Annotated in this window: 19 protein-coding genes, 1 tRNA gene and 1 pseudogene; 11 read left to right on the top strand and 10 right to left on the bottom strand. The window is 48.0% G+C overall.

Annotated elements, in window-relative coordinates:
• Positions 1 to 152: 152 nt before the first annotated feature.
• Positions 153 to 1,376: a sugar MFS transporter gene (locus BWI93_RS04815; protein ID WP_094809014.1), complete on the bottom strand. Its 1,224-nt coding sequence runs from the start codon at positions 1,374 to 1,376 to the stop codon at positions 153 to 155.
• A gap of 400 nt (positions 1,377 to 1,776) precedes the next feature.
• Between BWI93_RS04815 and BWI93_RS04810 the strand changes: the two genes are divergently transcribed.
• The 3 genes from BWI93_RS04810 to BWI93_RS04800 all read left to right on the top strand — a co-directional run bounded on the left by BWI93_RS04810 (position 1,777) and on the right by BWI93_RS04800 (position 3,964).
• Positions 1,777 to 2,199 (top strand): 6-carboxytetrahydropterin synthase, encoded by a 423-nt coding sequence (locus BWI93_RS04810; protein ID WP_094809013.1) that lies wholly within the window; start codon positions 1,777 to 1,779, stop codon positions 2,197 to 2,199.
• A complete protein-coding gene (folE, locus tag BWI93_RS04805) occupies positions 2,156 to 2,854 on the top strand; it encodes a GTP cyclohydrolase I FolE (RefSeq protein WP_094809012.1) in 699 nt (232 codons plus the stop codon). Before BWI93_RS04810 ends, folE begins: the two co-directional genes overlap by 44 nt.
• A gap of 168 nt (positions 2,855 to 3,022) precedes the next feature.
• Positions 3,023 to 3,964, top strand: a complete 942-nt coding sequence (locus BWI93_RS04800; RefSeq protein ID WP_094809011.1) for an SPFH domain-containing protein — start codon at positions 3,023 to 3,025, stop codon at positions 3,962 to 3,964.
• Here BWI93_RS04800 and BWI93_RS04795 read toward each other — a convergent pair whose 3' ends face one another.
• A complete protein-coding gene (locus BWI93_RS04795) occupies positions 3,965 to 4,960 on the bottom strand; it encodes a cation diffusion facilitator family transporter (protein WP_094809010.1) in 996 nt (331 codons plus the stop codon).
• A 96-nt stretch (positions 4,961 to 5,056) separates the two neighbouring features.
• On the opposite strand from BWI93_RS04795, the gene BWI93_RS04790 reads away from it, so the two are divergent.
• The 3 genes from BWI93_RS04790 to BWI93_RS04780 all read left to right on the top strand — a co-directional run bounded on the left by BWI93_RS04790 (position 5,057) and on the right by BWI93_RS04780 (position 7,814).
• Complete coding sequence (locus tag BWI93_RS04790; RefSeq protein ID WP_094809009.1) at positions 5,057 to 5,605, top strand: NUDIX hydrolase; 549 nt, start codon at positions 5,057 to 5,059, stop codon at positions 5,603 to 5,605.
• 244 nt (positions 5,606 to 5,849) lie between these two features.
• On the top strand, positions 5,850 to 6,497 hold the full coding sequence (locus BWI93_RS04785) for a LysE family translocator (RefSeq protein ID WP_094809008.1): 648 nt from the start codon (positions 5,850 to 5,852) through the stop codon (positions 6,495 to 6,497).
• Between the two features lie 27 nt (positions 6,498 to 6,524).
• Positions 6,525 to 7,814: a CapA family protein gene (locus BWI93_RS04780; protein WP_176454133.1), complete on the top strand. Its 1,290-nt coding sequence runs from the start codon at positions 6,525 to 6,527 to the stop codon at positions 7,812 to 7,814.
• A 100-nt stretch (positions 7,815 to 7,914) separates the two neighbouring features.
• Here the strand turns inward: BWI93_RS04780 and BWI93_RS04775 are convergent, their stop codons facing one another.
• The gene (locus tag BWI93_RS04775; RefSeq protein WP_094809006.1) at positions 7,915 to 9,492 is read right to left on the bottom strand and encodes a GH3 auxin-responsive promoter family protein; all 1,578 of its coding nucleotides are present in this window, start codon (positions 9,490 to 9,492) and stop codon (positions 7,915 to 7,917) included.
• Between the two features lie 96 nt (positions 9,493 to 9,588).
• The gene (gene surE / locus BWI93_RS04770; protein WP_094809005.1) at positions 9,589 to 10,365 is read right to left on the bottom strand and encodes a 5'/3'-nucleotidase SurE; all 777 of its coding nucleotides are present in this window, start codon (positions 10,363 to 10,365) and stop codon (positions 9,589 to 9,591) included.
• A gap of 77 nt (positions 10,366 to 10,442) precedes the next feature.
• Between surE and BWI93_RS04765 the strand changes: the two genes are divergently transcribed.
• Complete coding sequence (locus BWI93_RS04765; RefSeq protein ID WP_094809004.1) at positions 10,443 to 10,937, top strand: GNAT family N-acetyltransferase; 495 nt, start codon at positions 10,443 to 10,445, stop codon at positions 10,935 to 10,937.
• A 109-nt stretch (positions 10,938 to 11,046) separates the two neighbouring features.
• On the opposite strand, the pseudogene BWI93_RS04760 reads toward BWI93_RS04765, so the two are convergent.
• Positions 11,047 to 12,011, bottom strand: a pseudogene (locus BWI93_RS04760) (rhodanese-related sulfurtransferase).
• 239 nt (positions 12,012 to 12,250) lie between these two features.
• On the opposite strand from BWI93_RS04760, the gene BWI93_RS04755 reads away from it, so the two are divergent.
• From BWI93_RS04755 to BWI93_RS04745, 3 genes are all read left to right on the top strand, one after another.
• Positions 12,251 to 12,862 (top strand): deoxynucleoside kinase, encoded by a 612-nt coding sequence (locus BWI93_RS04755; protein ID WP_094809003.1) that lies wholly within the window; start codon positions 12,251 to 12,253, stop codon positions 12,860 to 12,862.
• 105 nt (positions 12,863 to 12,967) lie between these two features.
• Positions 12,968 to 13,270 (top strand): hypothetical protein, encoded by a 303-nt coding sequence (locus BWI93_RS04750; RefSeq protein ID WP_094809002.1) that lies wholly within the window; start codon positions 12,968 to 12,970, stop codon positions 13,268 to 13,270.
• A gap of 102 nt (positions 13,271 to 13,372) precedes the next feature.
• Complete coding sequence (locus BWI93_RS04745; protein WP_094809001.1) at positions 13,373 to 14,101, top strand: DUF3891 family protein; 729 nt, start codon at positions 13,373 to 13,375, stop codon at positions 14,099 to 14,101.
• A 6-nt stretch (positions 14,102 to 14,107) separates the two neighbouring features.
• Here the strand turns inward: BWI93_RS04745 and BWI93_RS04740 are convergent, their stop codons facing one another.
• From BWI93_RS04740 to BWI93_RS04725, 3 genes are all read right to left on the bottom strand, one after another.
• Positions 14,108 to 15,016, bottom strand: coding sequence for an exonuclease domain-containing protein (locus BWI93_RS04740; protein WP_094809000.1), 909 nt, complete (start codon positions 15,014 to 15,016; stop codon positions 14,108 to 14,110).
• Between the two features lie 2,317 nt (positions 15,017 to 17,333).
• Entirely contained in the window at positions 17,334 to 18,101 is a 768-nt protein-coding gene (locus BWI93_RS04730) for a PAS domain S-box protein (protein ID WP_094808998.1), read from the bottom strand.
• Positions 18,102 to 18,621: 520 nt separating this feature from the next.
• Positions 18,622 to 18,705: transfer RNA gene (locus tag BWI93_RS04725), tRNA-Leu, on the bottom strand.
• Between the two features lie 131 nt (positions 18,706 to 18,836).
• Between BWI93_RS04725 and BWI93_RS04720 the strand changes: the two genes are divergently transcribed.
• On the top strand, positions 18,837 to 19,208 hold the full coding sequence (locus tag BWI93_RS04720) for a DUF3127 domain-containing protein (RefSeq protein ID WP_094808997.1): 372 nt from the start codon (positions 18,837 to 18,839) through the stop codon (positions 19,206 to 19,208).
• Positions 19,209 to 19,274: 66 nt separating this feature from the next.
• Here the strand turns inward: BWI93_RS04720 and elbB are convergent, their stop codons facing one another.
• The gene (gene elbB / locus BWI93_RS04715) at positions 19,275 to 19,961 is read right to left on the bottom strand and encodes an isoprenoid biosynthesis glyoxalase ElbB (protein WP_094808996.1); all 687 of its coding nucleotides are present in this window, start codon (positions 19,959 to 19,961) and stop codon (positions 19,275 to 19,277) included.
• A 70-nt stretch (positions 19,962 to 20,031) separates the two neighbouring features.
• Positions 20,032 to 22,101, bottom strand: coding sequence for a ComEC/Rec2 family competence protein (locus BWI93_RS04710; RefSeq protein WP_094808995.1), 2,070 nt, complete (start codon positions 22,099 to 22,101; stop codon positions 20,032 to 20,034).
• Between the last annotated feature and the right edge of the window lie 48 nt (positions 22,102 to 22,149).

The following is a 22,149-nucleotide window of genomic DNA, read 5'->3' as shown; positions in this document are numbered from 1 at the left end:
ATCTTACGCTTATTTTAGCCCCATTTCTACGCTGAATGCAGACCGAATATATGAATGTATATTCAGTCATGCGTTGTAAGGAGTTGTGTATCAGCAAAAGAGGCCGCTCCTTTTAGGAAACGGCCTCTTTTGCTGATCTTATCTTGCTATTCTTACCAAGACTGTCTTTTATGACCGATCAACGCGTAGTAAAGAATATAAGCATACAGCGGAATAAGCATACCATACGCGAGTTGAGGACTAACCGTATCCGTTAAGTAGCCATGCAGCAGAGGCAGAATGGCACCGCCCGTAATACCCATGATAAGTAATGCCGAAGCGAACTTGGTAAACTTACCCAGTTTATTCAAAGCCAGCGGCCAAACTGCCGGCCAGATTGGAGCATTGGCAAAGCCAATCAAAGCGATGCAAAGTACGGAAGTGAAACCCGTTGTGAAGATAGCTCCCACCGAAAGTACCAGACCCAGAATGGCTCCGATCCGCATGGCTAGTTGCTGGGAAAGAAATTTAGGGATGAGAATAATACCTAGAATGTAGCCAGCCAACATACCGTACAGGGTGTAAGCTGTGAAATACTTAGCCTCGTCATTACTGAAACCAATGGACTTACCGTAGTTAATGATGGTATCCCCGGAAATAACTTCAGCACCTACGTAGCAGAAGAGGGCCAGTACACCCAACACCAAGTTGGGGAACTGCCATACGCTCGTACGCGTAGTCGTTACGGCCTGAGTAGTATCGACTTCATCATCTTCTTCAGAAACCTCAGGCAGATTCGAAAACCGAATCCAGATGGCCAGTACAATCAATACGCCCGTCAGAATCATGTAGGGTGTCACCACTTTTTCGAGCGAAGCCGCCGCTGAAACGGTTCCGGCACTGGAAAGCAGAATGCTACCAAAAATCAGCTGACTGGAAATACCCGCCAGTTTGTTAGCGACTCCCATGAAACTGATCCGCTGAGCGGCACTTTCGCGGGGTCCTAGAATCGTCACGTAAGGGTTCGAGGCCGTTTGTAGTACCGTAAGGCCAATACCAATCAGGAACAAACCCACTAGAAACAAAGGGTACGAGACGGATTTGGCGGCAGGAACGAAAATCAGCGTACCGACGGCCATCGTAATCAGTCCGAAAGACATCCCGTTTTTAAAACCCGTTTTTTTCAAAACCCAGGAGGACGGGATCGCCATCAGAGCGTAGGAAATAAAGAAAGCAAAGGCAACCAGGTTCGAGGAAAAGGTACTGAGCTGGAAGGCTTCTTTAAAAAATACGATCAACACACTGTTGACCCAGGTTACGAAACCAAAAATGAAGAATAGGACTCCAATAATAAGCAGTGGGACTAAATACGACTGCGGTTTGCCTGGTTGAGCCATAGAAAGTTAGGTATAGAAAGGGAATGATGGAGTGTGTGATAGCGTTTGTAAAAGTTCGTGAATTTATAAATAATTTTAATAAATAGAACTTTCTGTGGCTAAAGACTTCCAAATAACGTTTGGAAACCCGTTCAAAAATAAACCTCATGTCATTTATTTTAAGTCGGAAAACGAATATTCCTCGGTGAAATCAGGTTTTTGCCAATCGACTGTTGTAGCACTGAAAATCAGCTAAATCAAAGTTTTTAAAGAAGTCCTGGAACATTTGTTTGCCGACTTCCGTTATTTTGAGACTCACAAACCACGCTTTCCTGATGGGCAGAAGTGTTGCTGACAAACTTTCAGACGACTTTCCCATCACCGATCGTAACCAGTACCTGTAGATTGAAACCCATAGCTTATGGAAGAAAAGAGAGTTGCGGTGTTCCGCAAGGAGCATTTCAACGCTGCTCACCGATTGCATAATCCCCATTGGTCGGATGAAAAAAACAAGGCCGTTTTTGGATTGTGTAACAACCCCAACTATCACGGTCATAATTACGAGCTGATTGTGCAGGTGACTGGACCTATCGATCCGGAAACGGGTTACGTGGTGGATCTTAAGTATCTGTCTGATCTGATCAAAACGCACGTAACTGACCGCTTCGACCATAAAAATCTCAATCTGGATACCGAAGAGTTCGCTCAGCTTAATCCTACGGCAGAACACATTGCCATTGTCATTTACGAAAAGCTCAAGGCGAACCTTGCCCCGCAGCTTGACCTAAAAATTCGCTTGTATGAAACCGAACGAAATTTCGTTGAATACCCTGTTGTCGGATAATTCAATCGTATTTTCTGACGAAGAAATCGGAGAAGACCACATTGCCACTTCGATTCAGACGCCCCTACGGGCTGATGCCTTTGATCTGACCGACGAGCAGAAAATCGACAAAATTCAGGAACATTTTCGGGAAATCATGCTTACGCTGGGCCTCGACCTGAACGACGACAGCTTGAAAGGTACGCCCCGCCGGGTAGCTAAAATGTACGTACAGGAGATTTTTAGCGGCCTCAATCCCAAAAATATGCCGGCAGCTACGCTGTTCGACAATAAATACCGCTACCAGGAAATGCTCGTGGAGCGGGATATTCAGTTCTATTCCAACTGCGAACACCACTTTGTTCCCATCATTGGTAAAGCTCACGTTGCCTATATTTCCAACGGTAAAGTCATTGGTCTGTCGAAACTGAACCGCCTGGTTCAACACTTTGCCAAGCGTCCGCAGGTACAGGAACGGATGACGGTGCAGATTGCCCGTGAACTGCAACGCGTACTCGAAACGCCCGACGTAGCCGTACTCGTGGATGCCCGTCACCTGTGCGTGTCCATGCGGGGAATTGAAGATCCGACCTCCTCGACGGTGACGTCCTTTTACGGAGGTAAATTTGAAGAAGAAGCCAAAAAGCAGGAATTTTTGAAATACCTGCAATTGTAAGAATAACCCGATAAAGACTTATCGAGACGTCTGCTGACCAGCAGACGTTTTTTTTTGTACTGATTTTTGACCATTTACCCCGAAAAAATCTCGACTGCCTTAAATTGGGTATGGTACATGCGGTCTGGATACGGACCTTTGAGTTATTCTATTTTAACCACTACTGCTATGACCTTTGTACCTGGTGCTTTTGTATTTTTTGGGCTGATCGCTCTGGTTGTGTTTTTGTCCGTCGTGATTGTACAGCAGGGAACCGTTGCTGTCATTACTATTTTCGGAAAATATCAGCGGGTCATGACGCCCGGTTTAAACTTCAAAATTCCTTTTATTGAGTACGTCTACCGCCGTATTTCCATCCAGAATCAATCGGTAGAACTGGAGTTTCAGGCCATCACCAATGATCAGGCGAATGTGCGATTTAAAGCGATGCTGGTGTATTCGGTACTGAATCAGTCGGAAGAAGCCATCCAGAACGTTGCCTTTAAGTTCGTCGATCAGCGGAGTCTGATGCAGGCCTTGATTCGAACCATCGAAGGTTCCATCCGGAGTTATGTCGCTACCAAGAAACAGGCCGAAATTCTGGCATTGCGTTCGGAAATTGTATCTCACGTAAAAACGGAGATTGACGAAATGCTCGTTACCTGGGGCTATCACCTTATTGACCTGCAACTGAACGACATTGCTTTTGACGAGGCCATCATGCGATCTATGGCTCAGGTCGTGGCGTCGAATAACCTGAGAGCCGCCGCCGAAAACGAAGGACAGGCTCTGCTGATTACCAAAACCAAATCGGCCGAGGCGGAAGGAAATGCCATTAAAATCGCCGCGGAAGCCGAACGGGTAGCCGCTCAGTTACGCGGGCAGGGGATTGCTTTATTCCGGGAAGAAGTTTCCAAGGGGATGGCTCAGGCCGTGCAGGAACTGAAAGATCGCAACATGGACCCCTCGCTGGTGCTGTTCTCGATGTGGACGGAAGCCATTCGCCACTTTGCCGAACACGGAAAAGGGAACGTCATTTTCCTGGACGGTTCAAACGATGGCTTACAAACCACGCTCAAGCAGTTACAGGGGCTGATTCAGAAAAATGCAAACGATGAGCTGACGGAGTAATCAATCCTTGAGAGCTTCGAGAAAGTGCTTTTGATTGAGTACCAGATTCTGCCGGGTCCAGTTGATTTCCTTCTTGCGGGGAAACTGCCGGACCGGGCAATCTTTTAACTGACAGTGATGGCAGCAGGCGGGCAGGCAGGGATCGACGTGCACGAAAATCTCCACGCGGGAATTGAACTCTACTTCCAGAATGGCTTCAACTTCGTGTACCGCCGTATGCACCTTCTCCAGATCCCAGTAATAGGGGAGCGTCAGGTGGCAGTCGATGTGCAGATCGGCACCGTAATGCTGGATCCGCAGGTTGTGAATATCAATCCAGTAGTCTTTCCGATGATCTCTGAGAATGTCCACAACGCGTTTGACCGTGGAGTCATCCGCTTCGTCCATCAAACCGCCCGCGGATTTACGGGCAATCTGAAAGCCATTAAAAATCAGAATCACCCCGAAGACCACCGAAATCAGACGATCCAGCCAGACGAAGCCGGAAAGTAATACCAGTCCAATACCAAAAAGCAAAATCAGGGTAGATAAGGCGTCCAATTGCAGATGTTTTCCGTCCGCGATGAGCGAAGGAGAGCCCTGCTTTTCGCCTTCTTTCTGAACGTAATAGCCCACCACGTAATTGACAATCATCGTAATACCAACGAGGATCATCCCCGTATCCAGTTTCTGAATCGGTTCGGGGTAAATCCATTGCCGAATGGCCTGAACGATGATAAAAATACCGGCTAGCAGGATGAGTACGCCTTCAAGACCCGCGGAGAAAAATTCAATTTTCCCGTGACCGTAGGGGTGGTTTAAATCACTGGGTTGGGAGGCCAGGTATACGCTATACGTCGCAAACCCACTCGCCAGTACGTTAACGATTGACTCCAGAGCATCGGATAAAATGGCACTGGAACCCGTTAGCCACCAGGCGACAAATTTGAGCAGCATCAAAATGACACTAACGCCAAAGGAGAGCCAGATGAGTTGCTGTTTACGACTAATGGACATGACTTAGGGAAAAAACTATAAGTCGCCGGGGGGCGAAATAGTTGCAAAATTACGGAATTAAATGCCCTTTCTACCGTCATCGTATATTTTTGCACCATGCAAACGGATCAATCTCCCTGGAAAACGGTTTCATCGACGGTCGTTTACGACAATCCCTGGATTCGTCTTCGTCACGAAGAAGTCATCACCCCCGCTGGTACGTCCGGCATTTACGGGGTCGCTCATTTCAAAAATAAGGCCATCGGTATCATTCCCATTGATAACGAAGGCTATACTTGGCTGGTGGGCCAGTATCGGTATCCACTGGAAGAATATTCCTGGGAAATTCCCATGGGCGGTGGCAGTATCGACGTGGATCCGCTGATCTCGGCCCAGCGTGAACTGAAGGAAGAAACCGGTCTGATCGCTCTGGACTGGCAGATGATTGGTCGGATTCATACCTCTAATTCGGTTACCGATGAAGAAGGCTTTATTTTCGTAGCCCAGGACCTGGAGCAGGGCGAAACGGAATTCGACGAAACGGAAGTACTGCAAATCTGGCGACTACCCCTCAGCGAAGCTATCGAAATGGTGATGGATAATCGCATTACCGACTCGCTGAGCGTATACGGTCTGTTGAAAGTCGCCCGGCTGAAAGGAATTTAAGTTAGTATAAGGTTTGAAAGGGTTTGAGAAAAGTGGCAGGCAAGCCGTAGTAACTTTCTGACACGCGTATTCCCTGGCCTTGTTTAACGTTTGAAAAGGTTTCAGGTTTAAGTAAAGTAAAAGGTAGGTTGTAGTGACTGCTAAAGAACGTCTCCCTTCTCCGCTTCAACCTCAAACTTTTCAAACCTCAAACCTGAAAACCTTATCACCCAACCACACTACATCATTGCAATAATTTTACTAAATGAATTGGCAGTTCTGGGAAGCAATTTTCCTCGGTTTTTCGTCGGGCTTTGTGATGTGTATTACGTTAGGAGCCGTATTTTTTGCCCTCATTCGCAATAGCCTTGATTACGGTTGGACGAGCGGCTTACGCATTTCCCTGGGCGTAATCATCTGTGATTCGATCTTCATTTTCGTAGCTCTCACGGGTACCTCCTTCATTCCCAACTTCCCGTACTTTGATACCATTTTACGGCTGGGAGGAGCTATTTTCCTGACGATCATGGGGATTAATACAATCCGTAAAGCCCGTGTGCAGGAAACGACTGCTCAACCCAAACGTAAGTTTTTCCGCTTTCTCAAGTACTTCAGTATCGGCTTTACCCTAAACGCCACCAATCCCGCGAATTTCATTATCTGGGTATCTGTATCGGCCTACGTCAAAGGCGTACTAAAATACGCCCTGGATTTACGGATTGCCTATTTCGTGGCCTGCTTACTGGCGATTTTCCTGACGCAGGTTTCCATTGCCTTCTTTGCCCAACGCATCAAACGCTTTCTCAACGAGAACGTCATCATGTGGATCAACCGGGTAAGCGGGGGCGTATTTGTCGGTACGGGCGTGTATCTATTGTACCGTCAACTCGAAATTTGGATCATGGGTCACTAGATCCCTTGGCGTAGGGCTGAAGCGGTTTTGAATCAATATGAAAAAAGATATTCGGAGGCGACGGTATTTCCCGTCATGCCTTATACGGCCAAGGGCGAACGTTTGTTACGCACGCTCACTCGGGTGTACCGTCCGTTGCACTGGTTGCGGAAAGGAACGTGGCAAGTGCCGATTAAAGATTTTGAAGAAAATCCCAAGCTATCGCCTTACGTGGGAGCGGCGTATTTGGGCTACAAATACTACATTGCTCCACCAGTACAGGCACAGGGGAATCTACAAGCCCATTTCCGCTCGCAACGGCTGGATTTTACGCCTTCTCCGGCCTTCCAGAGTCAGGCGAAACTGACCTTATCGGCGGGGGGCGATCTGATGCCGTACGAGCGAATCAACCCGCAGGCCACGCAACACTTGTGGGACGAAGTAGGCGAGTGGTTTTTCAACGCCGATCTGGTGGTGGCGAATCTGGAAACGCCGATGGTGGAGGACAAGCCCGCCGCCGCCGTACCCGAGATCATGCTCAACGACATGCATTTCAACGGTTCCGACGAAATGTTTCGCATTTTTTCCGGGAACGGAAAATTTCGGGGCTATGACCTGCTATCCACAGCCAACAATCACAGTTTGGATCAGGGGGAATCGGGCGTACACGAAACCATAAAATTTCTACGCAAAAAAGGGGTTGCTTACGCAGGCACGGCAGCTTCGGCGAAAGAAGCCGATCAGCCTGTAATGCTGGAACGGAACGGCATTCGGATTGGCTTTCTGTCCTGGACATCGAATCTAAACAAATTCGAAACCGAGCCAGGAAGCGAATGGCTGGTTAATTACGACCGCCTCAACCGGGCCGGAGCGGATGTCTCCCGGATCAAAACTCAGGTGCAGACCGCTCGTGAGCACGGGGCGGATGTAGTCGTATTTCTCTTTCATACGGGCAATGCCTATCAGGCGTATCCTTCGGCTCATACCGTCGAGATTTACCACCGCGTATTCCGGGAGTGTGGCGTAGACATCATTCTAGGGAGTCACCCGCACAATCCGCAGCCGATGGAACGCGTGGAATTCAACGATCCGTTTACGGGCGAAGCCAAAGCCGGATTTGCGATTTACTCCCTGGCAGACTTCGTAGCCTACGACATTTTTGTCTGGGACCGACTGATACCGTTACTGAAACTGACCATCGAAAAAGGAACGGAAAACGGACAGCAGAAAACCTTACTGACGCAGGTACAGGTGCTACCCGTGTACAACTGGGGGGCCAAGCAATCGCAGACGGATGAAATGCGTTTTCTGGACTTAAAAAAACAGTCCGCCTCGTGAAAGACGGACTGGCTCCTCAGTACCTGAGTGAAGTATGTCAGCGGGAATTAATGCATCTCAACTGGTTCTGCGATACTCATTTTCTCCCGGAAAAAGCGGATCATTTGCTGGCTTCTACGGGAGCGTCGTATCCCCGTTTGACCAGAAATTCTTCCCATTCCTGAATCATCATTTTGCGTAATACGCGGGGGAATTTGTGCTGACCGCCCATTTTCCCCTTCGATGCCATCCAGTCGTAAAACGCCTGAACGGGCAATACCGTAACCATGACGTCCTTCAGTGCGTGCGTACGCTCCACGGCGTAATCGTCGTTGAGGTCTTTCAGTTTTTGATCGATGAGGTTACGTAATCGCTGGGCATCCACTGGATCATCGGTGCCTACGTACCAATGGTGAGCAAACAGCGAATCGTGCGGAACGCCCGCTACCGTGAATTCGGGTACCGAAATGCGTAATTCCTGACAGGTCAGTTCCAGAGCCCGGTTCATGTTATCCACGGAAAGGTGCTCCCCGCAGAGGCTCAGGTAATGCTTCGTACGACCCGTAATGGTGATTTCGTAGCGTTTTTTATCCGTGAACCGAATGGTATCCCCAATCAGGTACCGCCAGGCTCCCGAGCAGGTCGAAATGAGCAGGGCATACTCTACGCCTTCCTCCACGTCATCAATCATCAGGGTTTTGGCATTGGGCTTTACTTCGCCTTCACCATTGAAATTTTCATCCGTAAACGGAATAAATTCAAAGAAAATCCCCTGATTCAAGGCCAGTTGCATCCCCTTGGCGTTGGGTCTGGACTGATAGGCCATAAAGCCTTCCGAGGCCAGATAGGTCTCGATGTAGGTAATGGGTTTTCCCAGCAGCTTCTCAAAGCCCACCCGGTACGGCTCGAAGGAAACGCCCCCCCAGCCGAACACTTCCAGATTGGGCCAGATTTCGTGGATGTGCTTGAGCTTGTAATGCTTGATGATGCGTTCGAGCAATAACTGAATCCAAGCGGGTACGCCCACGACGTAGCCAATGTCCCAGTCTTTGGCTTGCTTGGTAATTTCGTCGAGCTTCTGTTCCCAGTCGCGAATCCGGGCGATTTCCTTCCCCGGTTTGTAAAAACGTTCGAACCAGAAGGGAATTTGCGAAGCGTTGATTCCACTCAGATCGCCTTCGAAGTAACGACCGCTGAATTTCAGATCGGTACTACCGCCCAGCATCAGGTACCCTTTTTCGAACAGCTCGTTGGACAGGTCCTTGAACTCGGAAAGAGCGATGATTTGCCGGATACTGGTGCGTTGCATGGCTTTCACCATGTCTTTGGTCACCGGAATGTACTTGGAGGCAGCTTCGGAAGTACCAGAGCTAAGAGCGAAAAACTTCACGCGACCCGGCCAGGAGACGTTCTTTTCGCCTTCCTTGGTGCGGTGCCACCATTCCTCGTACATTTTGTTGTAGTCGTGAATGGGCACGTGCTGTCGGTACTGTTCGTAAAACTGATTGTCTTTGCGGAAAAGAGCCGAAGAAAGAATATCTTCGAAGTGATACTTCTCCCCGAAAGCGGTATAGCGGGCTTTGTTAAGTAACTTGATAAAGGCTTTACGCTGTGATTTCGATCCATTGACTCGGCGTCGGCGTATGACAGTACCTGTCAACCCAATACCTCTTTTCAATAGACTTCCGAGTACGGCCATAACTTAAATGGATATATTTCAAACACTACGGATAATTCAAAAATACACGTTCAATGGGGGAAAAGGAAAGAATCGTTCGAGGAGCGATACCGAACATTAGAACTCCCAGCTTTTTAAGTCTTCCAGCGTCGAGTAAGCAGTCAGATCGCACTTACAAGGTACAACAGAAACGTAATTATTCAATAAGGCCCATTCATCCGTATCCGTACCTTCGTCGAAATTTACGAAATCACCGTCCAGCCAGTAATACGGACGTCCGTAGGGATCTTCGCGTTGCTGAAAACTTTCCAGGTAGCGGGCGTCGGCCTGACGGCAGACCCGAATGCCTTTCAAAGGTTCCTCTGACTTCGCCGGGAAATTGACGTTCAGAGCGACGTGCTTGGGTAAGCCCTTTTCCAGTACCTGACGGGCAATGGTCTGAATGGCTTCGACCGTATGCGAAAAGTCGGCTTCGGGGTGGTAATCGGCCAGCGAAAAACCAATCGCCGGGATGCCCTCGATAGCAGCCTCCATCGCGGCTGACATCGTACCGGAATATAGAATGCTGATGGCGGTATTGCTCCCGTGGTTGATGCCACTGACGACCAGATCGGGCTTCCGATCTTTCAAAATCAGGTGTTTGCCCATCTTCACGCAGTCGGCGGGCGTACCAGTCGTTTCGTAAGCCACGATGGCATCTTTAAAGAAACGGGCTTTCCGGATACGAACGGGATTGTTGATGGTAATGGCATGGCCTTGTCCGGACTGTGGACGGTCGGGAGCAATGACGATCACTTCTCCCAGTTCCTGCATCGCCTGAGCTAATATACTGATGCCTTTGGCGGTAATATCATCGTCGTTGGTGACGAGAATAATGGGTTTCTTTTCGGACATAATCTATTCGTAAACTCGCAAAGCTGCCTTTGCAATTTTTAACTTAGTGGCTGGATTGCCTTAAACTTTATTTCGCTATGCTGCACATTCGTACTGCTCAATCGTCCGATGTTTCCACCATTCAATCCATTGCCTATGCTGCCTGGCGTCCTACGTACGGAGCTATTCTTTCCGAGGAACAGTCGAAGTTTATGCTGGACTGGATGTACAGTACAGAAACCCTGACGAAGAGCTTTACAGACCAAACCGTTTTTCTATTGGCGTATGATGACCAGGAAACGGCGGTCGGTTTCGCTGCCTTCGAACTCAAAGAAAACCAACTCGTCAAGCTGCACAAAATTTATTTTCTACCGGATCAGCAGGGGCGGGGATACGGACGGCAGCTTTTGGAGGAGGTGTTCCGGCAAGCTCTGCAACGCGGCGGGCATTTTCTGGAATTGAACGTCAACCGGAGTAACTCAGCCCGTCAGTTTTACGAAAGACTAGGCTTCGAGTTCTCGCGTGAAGAAGACAACTACATCGGCAGAGGCTACTGGATGAATGATTATGTGTTGAGAAAGGAGTTGGTCTAGTTTACTGTTGTCAGTTTTCGGTTTACAGTTTTCAGTGATCTTCGAATTTACACCCATGAATAGATCTGAAATATTTCGATCAACTGCTTTACTGAAAACTGTAAACTATTTACTCTTTTCTGAAGCTTCCCTGAGCACTCTTGAAACCCATGACCGGCGTATAATCTTCGAATTTTTTCGGATAATAGCCTGGCCGTTGTACGGACGTTTGCGGGGGTGCGTCCGGCAGGTGTCTGAGCAGGCTCCGTCCATGTCCCAGCCGCATTGCTCGCAAATGGGCAAGTGCTCGTTACACTCGGGGTTCGCACAGTTAACCATTCGACTCGTCGTCGTACCGCACACATGGCAGGTCGAAATGATCTCTGGGTTGACGTGATTGACCGGGGCCGTTACTCGGCCATCGAATACGTAGCATTCGCCGTCGAAATTCTCACCGCCTTCTTCCAGTCCGTACCGGATAATACCGCCGTGCAACTGGTACACGTTTTCAAAACCCTGGTGGAGCAGATACGCCGAGGCTTTCTCGCACTTGATACCACCCGTGCAATAGGTAATGATTTTCTTGCCGGAGCCCTTCAGGTGTTCGATCTCAGCTACGTGATCGGGTAGTTCGCGGAGGTTCTCCATATCAAACGTGATGGCTCCCTTGAATTTCCCTACGTTATGTTCGTAATTTGAACGCATGTCGACCAGTACCACGTCCGGATCGTTCATGAGCTGACGAAACTCGTTCGGCTCCAGGTGAACGCCCGTTTGTTTGAGAGGATCAACGGGTAAGTCGGAATTGACAATTTCTTCTTTGACCCGTACGTGCAGCTTGTGGAAGGCGTGCTGCTCGTGTTCTTCAATCTTGAACTGGATCGCCGCAAAACGCGGGTCGGCGTGCAGCCAATCCATGTACCGCTGGCAATCTTCAGCCAGTCCGGATACCGTACCGTTTAATCCTTCCGGTGCCACAATGACCCGGCCCAGCAGATTGTTTTCCAGACAAAAACGGTGGTGTTCTTCCCGATACGCCAGGCAATCTTCGATGGGCGTATAGAGGTAATACAATAAAATGCGATATGCTTTCATAAAATAAGTAGAAGCCACCTGTAAAGTGGATCATTCGGGTGCAAAGGTAAGCTTTTTTGGCTGTAAAAGCAGGTTTTAAGGACGTAGGTACGGGATTAGAAAAGTTTAAGAACCTGCGTTAATGACATTTTCATCGGTAATTTCTCACCGAACGACGAACTTGCCTAGCCACAAGGCCGTTGCGTTGTATCTTTGTTGCCCCAAAATTTAGTGATCCGTATTCTTAACTTTTTTCCCTCATGCATATTGCCGTTACCGGTAACATTGGAGCCGGGAAAACCACCCTGGCCCGCATGCTGGCCGAGCACTTTGGCTGGGAGGTTTTCTACGAAGCCGTTGAAAATAATCCGTACCTCGCTGACTTTTACGAGGATATGGAACGCTGGGCCTTTCACTTGCAGATTTACTTCCTGCGAAGTCGATTTGATCAGGCCCGACAGATCATGCATTCGACCAAACGTATCATTCAGGATCGTACGATTTACGAAGACGCTCACATTTTCGCCAAAAATCTGTATCGGTCCGGCTACATGAGTGCGGTCGATTACGAGACGTACTTCTCCCTCTTTCAAACGATGATGGACGTGGTGAAACCACCGGATCTAATGATCTACCTGAAAGCGGATTTACCCAAGCTGCTGCATCAGATTCAGAAACGGGGTCGAGAGTATGAATTGAATATGAGTGTGGAATACCTGACCGATCTGAATGCTCATTACGAAGAATTTATTGCCAGTTATACCGACGGAAAACTACTGGTTCTGGACGTGAATCACCTGGATTACGTCAATCGCCCGGAAGATTTTGAATTCATAATCAAAGAAGTAGACCGAGCTTTGTTGTACGGTTAACCAGTAAGCCTGATTCGATGCGGATCAGGCTTACTTTTTATAGATCGTACGGAAAGGTACATCACGGTTAAAATCCCTGCGTATTCCACTTAAACCTATAAAGCTATGGACGAGAACCTTGCCAATATCGACGAGCTATCCCGCATCAATGAGCAGATTCTGCGTCAACCCGCAGCACCCGCCCAGGAAAGTAAACCCACTGGAACCCTGGCGACATTGCTGCATAACATTGACCTGTACAATCTTACGAAAAGCGAAAAAGTAGAGGCCGCCTTTCGGGCTGCCATACCCGCTCTGGTGAAGATGGGCCTGTTTTCACTGTTTCCGCCGGAAGAGTGGATGCAGGGGAATAATCCGGGCAGAAAATTTGTCGGACAGGCTGCTTTAGAGTATTTACAGGAACAGTAAACCCCTACTTCGGAATCCAGGCTGAAGAACACGTTTTTGATCGTACCCTTCAGCCTGGGTATAGCTTTTGTAGTCTTACTGAACTAAACAAAAACGTACGGCATGATTGTTAAACCAACTTCTTCGGGATGGGAGATTATTCATCAGCAGGCTCACGGTATGCTGGCATTGCAGCTAGCTCTACAGTGGCCCGTTAAGAAACGGCCCATGCACTGGATCAAGACCATTGTGGCTCTTACCGAACATGATGATGGACAGGAACCCTGGGAAGGCAAAAACCACTTGAATGAAGCGGGAGCACCGCTGAATTTCCAGATGATGGAATATTCCGTTGAGCAGTGCCGTAACGTTATTCAGATTGGTCTGGAAAAAAGCCGCTGGAATGCCCTGATGGTCTCCATGCATACGTCCTATCTATACGAACCCAAGCGGGGAGTCAGTAAGGAACTGAACGACTTTCTGGACGAACAGAAACGGAATCAGAAGGACTGGTGTGCTCATTACCAGATTACCCGCGAGGAGGCCGAATACGCGTACAGCTTTATCCAGTGGTGCGATGCCTTATCGTTGATCCTTTGCCAGGACCAGATTCCAGCGGGTGAACGTCGCCTGGAAATCAGTCCCGGCCCCGATGGCACCAGTTACTACATCTTTCAACGCAGTAATGGAACGGTTGGTGTGGAGCCCTGGCCGTTCAGGCAGAAAGCATTCACTGTAGAAGTAGAAAGCTATGACGTGGATCAGATGATCTTCAAAGACGATAAAGAATTGTTTAATGCCATGCAGCAGGCACTCATTACCGAAGAAAAATGGGTATTTAAAGCCAAATAGAACGTCTTACAGCATGGCCAGGAATTCTTCTTCATTCAGGATAACCAGCGGAAAACCACGGCTAAGGAGTTCTTCCGCTTTTTTCATTTTGGAAGACATCAGCTCTTCACCAACCAATTGAGCGTTCTGTTTGCCTACTACCATGTAGTGCGTAGTGTAGGAAAGATTTTTAGCTGCAATACCGCCACACTGCCAGACCAGCTGTTGAGCCTCCGTACGTCCCAGTCCGGTAAGATCACCGGTAAACACGACTGACTTTCCGTAAAACGGGTGCGTAACATTAATCTCCGCATGCAGATTCGGAATGAGCGGTGTTTGTTGACGGGTACGGGGCCGAGGTTTCAGCGTGGCGTAAGTTCCGTCGAAGTTTCGCTTGCTGACCTTCGTACGATAAATCAGGTCATCCACATCTTCGGCTTCGTGTAAATCAGCCATTCGCAAAGCCAGCTGGGCACAGACCCGGGCATCATCATCGGCCCGGTGATGCGTAAACGTCAGCTGATTGTAATAAGCCAGATAACCCAACGAATGTTTAGGTTCATTGGGCCAAGTCGCACGAGCCATATCTACCGTACAGGCGTATTGCAGGGACTGAATAGACAAGTGATAGTGTTCAAACAAGCCGCGTAGGAGATTTAAATCATACGCCGCATTATGGGCAAGTATCGTTTTACCTTCCAGAAACGGAAGCACCGCTGGCCAAAGCTCGTCGAACGCCGGAGCGAGGGTAAGCGATTCAAGCGGAATTTTATGGACACGTTGCTGATAATAGCCCATCTCGAACGGATGGGGCTTGATGTACCAATGCTTTATATCGGTAATAACGCCTTTTTCTACCACGGCAATGCCCAACGAACAGGCACTGGATTTGGCATTGTTAGCATTTTCAAAGTCTATAGCAATAAAATCAAGCATAGGGGGTAACAAGGAATGGGCTGATCATCTGTAATATACGTACCACAAACACGAATAAGTTAACAGCCAGCATACAGATAACACTAACGTTTATTCTTAAATAAAATTCGGCCATAAGCCGTTCTTTTCACCGGTTACAATAAACCTCATCAGCAAGGCCAATGAGGTTATACTAATCCTTTTTCAAATAATTCGCAAATTTACGAATTAAATGAGAGAACTCCTCTGAACATCGGATAGTAAATAGATATGATAAGGCTATCAATGCGATAACCTATAGAAAAAAGCTATGAATTGGCTAGTGAAATGGACCTCGCAATAAACCCCTTTCGGAAACCAAAAGGGGTTTGGGTAATACAAGTGTTTACAAGTAAATCAATTAAGACTATACGTCAAATATGACCAATTTAATGTTAACAATAGTTTATTATCACTTTATTTTTTGCAGCTTACTAGTTTTTACTACCAAATGTTAATGGGTTGAGTATGGTCCTTAAAGGACTACTCTTCGCATTAAACATCTAATTTAGGAAGCCTACTATTCCGTTAATTAAACGTAATGATAAATCCGGATCAGCCCGTGATAATTTTAATCAAAGCAAAGGCTAAACAAGTAAGAACTTTGCAAGCTAAGGTTAGGAATAAGCAGGAAGTCTATGCGTGATGCCGAACAGACCTTTTTCAGATTATTCCTTTCCGTGTCAATTTACGAGAAAAGGCTATACCATTCCATAGAAAAAATACAAAATTCCTGTAATTAAGTCCGGGTTTTTCTATAAAACTAAGATTAACAAACGGCAATAGGTCTGGGATGGTTCCGGGTAGACTAGTTCTCTGCACGTAGTTTCAGGGCTGACTCACAAGTTATTAAGTACGGATAGAGGTGAGCCACTGATGCTAAAAGAAAGAACGGAGCAGATTGCGGGGGAGTCATGAACTGTTTTCACGCCAGCCTGAAGGTGATAAACGGCTACGATGGTCTAAGCATTCCGGATTTGGGCATAATAAATCCCAGCCAGATGCCAGCTGAGATTTATCCTTCGCCAAAATAAAACGCAGCGTCTATACTGACCCGCGATCATCATTATTCGCTCACAAAGATGTCCCAATGAATTTCCACAAAAAATGACTTTTCGCATCGGAAAACGACAAAGTTGAACGTACAACGCACATAAGCCCTGAACCAAATAAATCTCAGCCAGATGCTGGCTGAGATTTACAGTCAAACCATGAAAACGACCGAAGGAACCACCCGTCCAAACGCCTCTTTCGATAGCTCTAAATTGGCGATTGCATACCTGTAGATCAATGACTTTTCGCATAGGAATTTGTTAAAACGTAGGCATGTATGCAGGGTTAATTTCTTACGGCGACGACCATGCGGGTTTTACAGCAATGGACCCATTTCTGAATGCAGGGGACTCTCCACCCTACCCAAGCAGGAAGGTACAGCTAATCAGATGGGGTAACAGAAAAGCGATAGGAATGGAAAAGGTTGATTACTCAGGCATTGATTAACTAACAAGCAACCAACCTTCTCGAAATCGGGGGCTGACCATTGGGCAGCCTAGTAGCACTCAACCTCTGAAAAGACGGGCGTGTCGTCACCCTTCAGAACGGCATGGCCGATATGGGGAGAAAACAAGCACAGGTTGTACGTATTGACCTCCATGATTTAAAAGGTAATAGCGAGTGAAGACGGCCTGTTTTCCCTCCATGGGTTCAGGGACACGTAAATAATAAAGTCCCTGCTCCTGAAGTAGCTCGTAATAGACGATATCATCACCCCACTGGTAGGGTTTTGATCGAATCCCATAACGGCTGGGGGTACTCAGTGGCGGATCGGAAAGCTGGGCAAAGATGGTTTTTTGAAGTTGGCGGTTTGATTGGAAACTAGTGGCTGTGTAGACCATAAATACAAAGGTTTAAGGTTCAATCACTACTACTTTTCAATGCCTTACGTAAACATACCCAGGGGTATTCATCTATACAACTAGTACCCGAGGAAATAGCGTCAGAAAAACACATTTCTTAAAAATAGAACCGTAGAGCGTGGCAGAAGGACGGGAATGCTGAAGATGAAACCCGATGGCTTTAGCCGAATGGATGGAATATACAATCGAGCGATGCTGGAGGAAAGCCTTTCGCATCGCTCGGTGAAAAGATGATCCTTTCAAGGTACCTTTTTCAGTGATGGGACCACAACTTTCCTAGGCTCCGAATCTGGAGTAGCCTCTAAATACTTGGTGAACGAACTACTTTCCTTGCGAGGTGCGGCGAGCCTGTACCAGAATGGTGACATCTATAGCCGTAACCATCACGCCGTATATTTTTTTTTCTCGTTAACCAATGGTGTATACGTGTAACTGAACCAGTATTCTTGTAAACAGCCTTCTTTCAGGATCGCTATTCTTCCTTCCGGATCATGGTAAATGTGGCCCTGTTCAAGAACGCTTAGGGCCAGGCCAATCATCGGTTGACTTTCAAATTCAGGAATGGCTTCCAGGAGGTCTTTGCCCAGGATGCTTTCGTCTCTTCCAATGATGTCAAGCATGGCTTTGTTCGCCGCCTGGACATTCATTTCACGGCCGATGAGGACGGCTGTAGGAGCGGGCGAACTTTCAATCATACTACGCCAGTGGCGTTCACTCGCCTCTAACTGCTGGCGGGCCAGTACCAGCGAGGTAATGTCCTGCATAATGCCCGAAAAACGGTAAGCTTTTCCATGCTCATCAAAGAAGGCCTGCCCTTTGGAGTGCACCCAGCGTAACTTATAGTCTTCGCCGCCAATGGTTCTAAACTCTATGTCGTAATCTCCCAGGGATTTCGGATTCAGTGCCCAGGTAACGGCCTGATCTACCCGGCTCTGATCGGCGGGATGGACGTACTCAAGGGAAGTCTCGTAAGCAACTTCCACTTCTTTAACAAACCCATGTAGTTCCCGGCATCGCTCATCCCACCAGACTTGCCTGCGTTCCAGATCTAAATCCCAGGTTCCTACCTGAGCGGCCTGTAGGGCAAAGGAAAGCCGCTCCAAGTCGGAAAAACGACTTTTGTTAAGCGGAAGCGAAAACTGACGTTTCATGCTAGATACTCTATGATTAACCTGGATTGAATAACCTTGAGCAGAAATAGGGTAGTGCTACGGATCTATGCCTACAAAAGAAAAGGCACCTCCATAAGGGCTAGTAAGTTAATGATAAAGTAACAATAGATAATATACGGTAAGAATATATATGTTTAAAGTTTGCTATAACCGATAAAGTTCTAAGCTGTGAAGTAGAAAGATTCTGATTTCTTCTCAGGAAAGGAGCGTAAATGTACTACGTGTACCAATCAATGCTTTCAATCAGTTTTCTGGTTTTTCGAGAGTGGAGTAGGTATTTGTAGCTTTTTTATATGTGATCATTGAGAAAAAGCACGGGTGCCCCACAAACCAGAAGAAGTAACGAGGATCCATCGTTTCGCTAATTTCCCTTAGGAGTATCGGCTATGATGGTAACTAGGTGGGTAGGAGATTGTCGCAAAAAGCTAAGTAAAGTATCACAGCCCCATTGAAACAAGAAAAAACCCGTTCAGATTGCTCCGAAACGGGTTTTTGACTGTGACGTTGGGGAGACTCGAACTCCCATGCCGGAACCGGCACTACCCCCTCAAAGTAGCGTGTCTACCAATTCCACCACAACGCCCCTTGATGAATGTGGTGCAAAAGTATATTTTTTTGAAAGCAAAAGCAAGTATGGAATGTTATTTTTGCATCGGCATAGGGCCGGTTTAGTGCCTACGTGCTGATAATCAAATCCTCTTATCGAAAAAATAAATGGCATTAGAAATTGAAGGTGTGCTGCAACAAGTGCTGCCGGAAGTGACGGGTACCAGCAAGAGCGGTAATTCCTGGGTAAAACAGGATTTTGTAATCGAAACGGATGAACAGTATCCGAAGAAAGTGAACTTTTCTCTCTGGGGAGATAAAGTAGCTGAATTCAAACAATACACTCCTGGCGATAAAATCAAGGTTTCCTTTAACCTTGAATCGCGGGAATATAACGGTCGCTGGTACACGGAAGCCCGGGCCTGGCGAGTGGATGCGGTCGATACCAACGCCTTTATCGGCGGAAGTGAGCCGACACACATGCCGTCTTCGCCCACCTTGCCTCCGGCTGACAACGATACGGACGATCTTCCTTTCTAGAAGACACATCATACAAAGGGTGGTTAGCCGTAGCTGACCACCCTTTGTTACTTTTGATTATAGAGACTACCCGATGAGCTCGAGTAATCGCTCAACGGCCTGCTTCGTATTGGCCCGAATGCCTAAAATGTCGGTTTCCATCATGTAACAGGGAGCCGTTACAATTTTTAAGGCAGGGTCTACCCAGACTTCTTCAATACTAGCCGATTGGGCTACAGCTCCCACGCTTTCGATACCTGCCGAAAAGCCAGCAATATCGTAGGGCGATGCTTGTTCAGTTGTACCGAGCGTAAGCTGAGCGTGATATTCGCTGCCTTCTAAGGCTTTTGCAACTACTACTGGACTCACGCAAAGCGAAGCAATGGGAACCTGTTTGCGAACCGCCGCCAAGATAACGTCTTTGATTTGGGGTAGTACCTGACCAGCGGGTCCGTCGAAGGCCCAGGTTGACAGATTCTTAGCCGCTCCAAAGCCGCCCGGAATTAGTAGACCATCAACTGCGTCGAGGTTCAGTTCCATGAGATTTTTGATTTCACCCCGGGCAATGCGAGCGGATTCCACCAGCACATTCCGTTTTTCGGGCATTTCTTCTCCCGTCGTATGATTGATCACGTGGTATTGATCGACATCGGGGGCATAGCACTCGTATACCGCTCCGGCTTCCCGAATTGCCAGGAGCGAAAGCGTCGCTTCGTGAATTTCGGAACCATCAAAAACACCGTTGCCGTGCAGAATAACACCAATTTTTTTCATTTGCTTTCGTTCGGTTTGTACCGCAAATTAATTCAGCTTGCTCCAGCCCGGTAAGATCATTGGGTTATTTTTACCAGGAGGCTACGAAAGCTCCCCGCGTACGAACGTCATAACAAGCAATATTTCGATCAGCACAGAACGTTCGCCAGCGTTCGGCCACGTTTCGACTGTTGGTAACATCCAGTACAATTTGCCGGACAGGGAATTCATTCAGCCAGTCCGGCGGGTAGCGGAGGGCATTGTTGGTGATGAGTACAAGGTCAATCGGTTGCTGACTACGTAAAATTGTACGGCGGGGAAGGGGATTCCGAATCCAGAGTACGCGTTTACCCTGCCAGCAGAGGGCTTGTCCAAAAGGGGTGAGAGTTCGAACGAGGGTATGGTGCGTTTGGTGAATACCCCGAGCCGTCCAGAATTGCTCCAAATGAAGCTCCTGCATACGGCGGTCCGTATACAGCAGGGAATCGGCCAGCAAGTGTAACGCACGTCCGTGAATAAAGCTGACCGCCGTATGTTTCTTCAGGTGATGGACCACCAGCCAGTACTGTTTCCGCTGCTGCTGGTACGCGTACAGTTTAGTCATAGCAAAGCCGAACGCCAGGGCCATACAAGGCCATAGATAGATTTTTCTTCGGGTTGCAAACAGTACTACGAACAGAACAAGAATGCCGTAGAGCAGCAGTAACTGAACGTCCGAAAGCATCAGGCGATTCCATCGGGCACCGGGCCAGTTTTCCGTATAAAAGACGAGCTGATTAAGTAACCCAAAGGAGAGTTTGACGCAGTATAACAGAAAGTCGTTCAGCAAAGGCACGCTGTACAACAACAGGTATAACATTCCCACAATCAATCCCAAACTCGAAAGCCCTAAGACGAGTGGATTGACGAGTAAAAAATACGTTGGGAATTGGTGGAAGTAATACACCGCCAGCGGGTAGGTAACCACCTGAGCAGCCACCGCTCCGCAAGACAAACTCCACAGTTCCGCCCAGAGCGGATTGGCTGGTTGCCAGAGCCAGTGAAGCCTGGGATACAGGTACAGAATCCCCGCTACTGATAGATAAGACAGTTGAAAGCCCATCTGAAATAAAGCGTAGGGATTAAACACCAGAATCACCAAGGCCGAGAAAGTCAGCGTATTGAATGAATTCCGTGAAAGCCGAAAGGTATCGCCAATGACAAATACGCTGAGCATGATTGCCGAACGCAGTACCGGAGCAGACAGCCCCGTGAGTAAGGCGTAGCCCCATAAAAAGGTAAAAACAATCCCAACGAACACCCACTTCTTGTACGACGAACCTTTGCGTAAGGGTTGCAGAAACCAGCTCAGTACTAGAAACAAAATGCCGACATGCATACCCGATACGGAAAGCGTATGCACCGCCCCCGCAGCCGAATACGCTCGCAGCAAATCACTGTCGAGTTCGTCGCGTACCCCCAGAAGCATGGCCGAAGCAACGGCTAGTTCGTTTCGGGAGGTCAGGTGTTGGGCTAGTAGGGCCGTCGCGGATTCATTAACCTGAAGGGCCAGTTGTACCAAACGGGAAGGTGGACGTTTGCTCAATCGTACAAACTCGCCGACGTGGAGGTACTGCTGGTAGGCGATACCCTGGTATTTCAAATACTGTTGGTAGTTAAATTCATTTGGATTGTGCGGCGGCTCCACGCGTTCGGGGGCTTTCCGTACCAGAAGCTCATCGCCGTAAGCGGGCTTATGTGGAACGTTGCGGTCTATAAAGAGTAATACGTTGCCACGAGCGGGCATCCAGCGGGAATGAATGCGTACCTGTTCTACCTGAGCCGTGACCCGAAACGTATTGCTTTTCGTTTCCACCGCCGAACTCAGCACCGCCCGGTAACCTTCAACGGGTCCCGGAAGATGAACAAGATAGTCAGGACGCGTACTATCGTCCGCCTGTGCCGTAAAGAGCCAACCTACTATCCCGACCGTTACTAAACCAGCCGGTCCACTCAGCCAGGATAGCTGTTTTCCCAGAAAATGGAAATAGAGGTAAAGGCTTAGGGTGACGAAGCCGGTAAGGACTAGAGCTATGAAAGGCAGTGAAGTCTGCGTATAAAGAATGATTCCAGCCGTAAAGGCCAGCGTATACCGAATAAGCGGGTACGAATTCCAGAACATGGGTCAACAAAGAGGTAGGCCCAAAGATGGAATTCGTACCCACACGGT

It is taken from the genome of Siphonobacter sp. BAB-5385, assembly GCF_002261125.1.
GTDB lineage: Bacteria > Bacteroidota > Bacteroidia > Cytophagales > Spirosomataceae > Siphonobacter.
This window is presented reverse-complemented; position numbering and strand designations above follow the sequence as displayed.

What these genes read in the sequence shown, in the direction of transcription:
- BWI93_RS04815 (WP_094809014.1), bottom strand. Translation starts at nt 1,376, where the DNA reads ATGGCTCAACCAGGCAAACCGCAGTCGTATTTAGTCCCACTGCTTATT.
- surE (WP_094809005.1), bottom strand. Translation starts at nt 10,365, where the DNA reads ATGTCCGAAAAGAAACCCATTATTCTCGTCACCAACGACGATGATATT.
- BWI93_RS04755 (WP_094809003.1), top strand. Translation starts at nt 12,251, where the DNA reads ATGCATATTGCCGTTACCGGTAACATTGGAGCCGGGAAAACCACCCTG.
- BWI93_RS04775 (WP_094809006.1), bottom strand. Translation starts at nt 9,492, where the DNA reads ATGGCCGTACTCGGAAGTCTATTGAAAAGAGGTATTGGGTTGACAGGT.
- BWI93_RS04765 (WP_094809004.1), top strand. Translation starts at nt 10,443, where the DNA reads ATGCTGCACATTCGTACTGCTCAATCGTCCGATGTTTCCACCATTCAA.
- BWI93_RS04790 (WP_094809009.1), top strand. Translation starts at nt 5,057, where the DNA reads ATGCAAACGGATCAATCTCCCTGGAAAACGGTTTCATCGACGGTCGTT.
- BWI93_RS04800 (WP_094809011.1), top strand. Translation starts at nt 3,023, where the DNA reads ATGACCTTTGTACCTGGTGCTTTTGTATTTTTTGGGCTGATCGCTCTG.
- elbB (WP_094808996.1), bottom strand. Translation starts at nt 19,961, where the DNA reads ATGAAAAAAATTGGTGTTATTCTGCACGGCAACGGTGTTTTTGATGGT.
- BWI93_RS04795 (WP_094809010.1), bottom strand. Translation starts at nt 4,960, where the DNA reads ATGTCCATTAGTCGTAAACAGCAACTCATCTGGCTCTCCTTTGGCGTT.
- BWI93_RS04730 (WP_094808998.1), bottom strand. Translation starts at nt 18,101, where the DNA reads ATGAAACGTCAGTTTTCGCTTCCGCTTAACAAAAGTCGTTTTTCCGAC.
- BWI93_RS04720 (WP_094808997.1), top strand. Translation starts at nt 18,837, where the DNA reads ATGGCATTAGAAATTGAAGGTGTGCTGCAACAAGTGCTGCCGGAAGTG.
- BWI93_RS04740 (WP_094809000.1), bottom strand. Translation starts at nt 15,016, where the DNA reads ATGCTTGATTTTATTGCTATAGACTTTGAAAATGCTAACAATGCCAAA.
- BWI93_RS04810 (WP_094809013.1), top strand. Translation starts at nt 1,777, where the DNA reads ATGGAAGAAAAGAGAGTTGCGGTGTTCCGCAAGGAGCATTTCAACGCT.
- BWI93_RS04785 (WP_094809008.1), top strand. Translation starts at nt 5,850, where the DNA reads ATGAATTGGCAGTTCTGGGAAGCAATTTTCCTCGGTTTTTCGTCGGGC.
- BWI93_RS04750 (WP_094809002.1), top strand. Translation starts at nt 12,968, where the DNA reads ATGGACGAGAACCTTGCCAATATCGACGAGCTATCCCGCATCAATGAG.
- BWI93_RS04745 (WP_094809001.1), top strand. Translation starts at nt 13,373, where the DNA reads ATGATTGTTAAACCAACTTCTTCGGGATGGGAGATTATTCATCAGCAG.
- folE (WP_094809012.1), top strand. Translation starts at nt 2,156, where the DNA reads ATGAAACCGAACGAAATTTCGTTGAATACCCTGTTGTCGGATAATTCA.
- BWI93_RS04710 (WP_094808995.1), bottom strand. Translation starts at nt 22,101, where the DNA reads ATGTTCTGGAATTCGTACCCGCTTATTCGGTATACGCTGGCCTTTACG.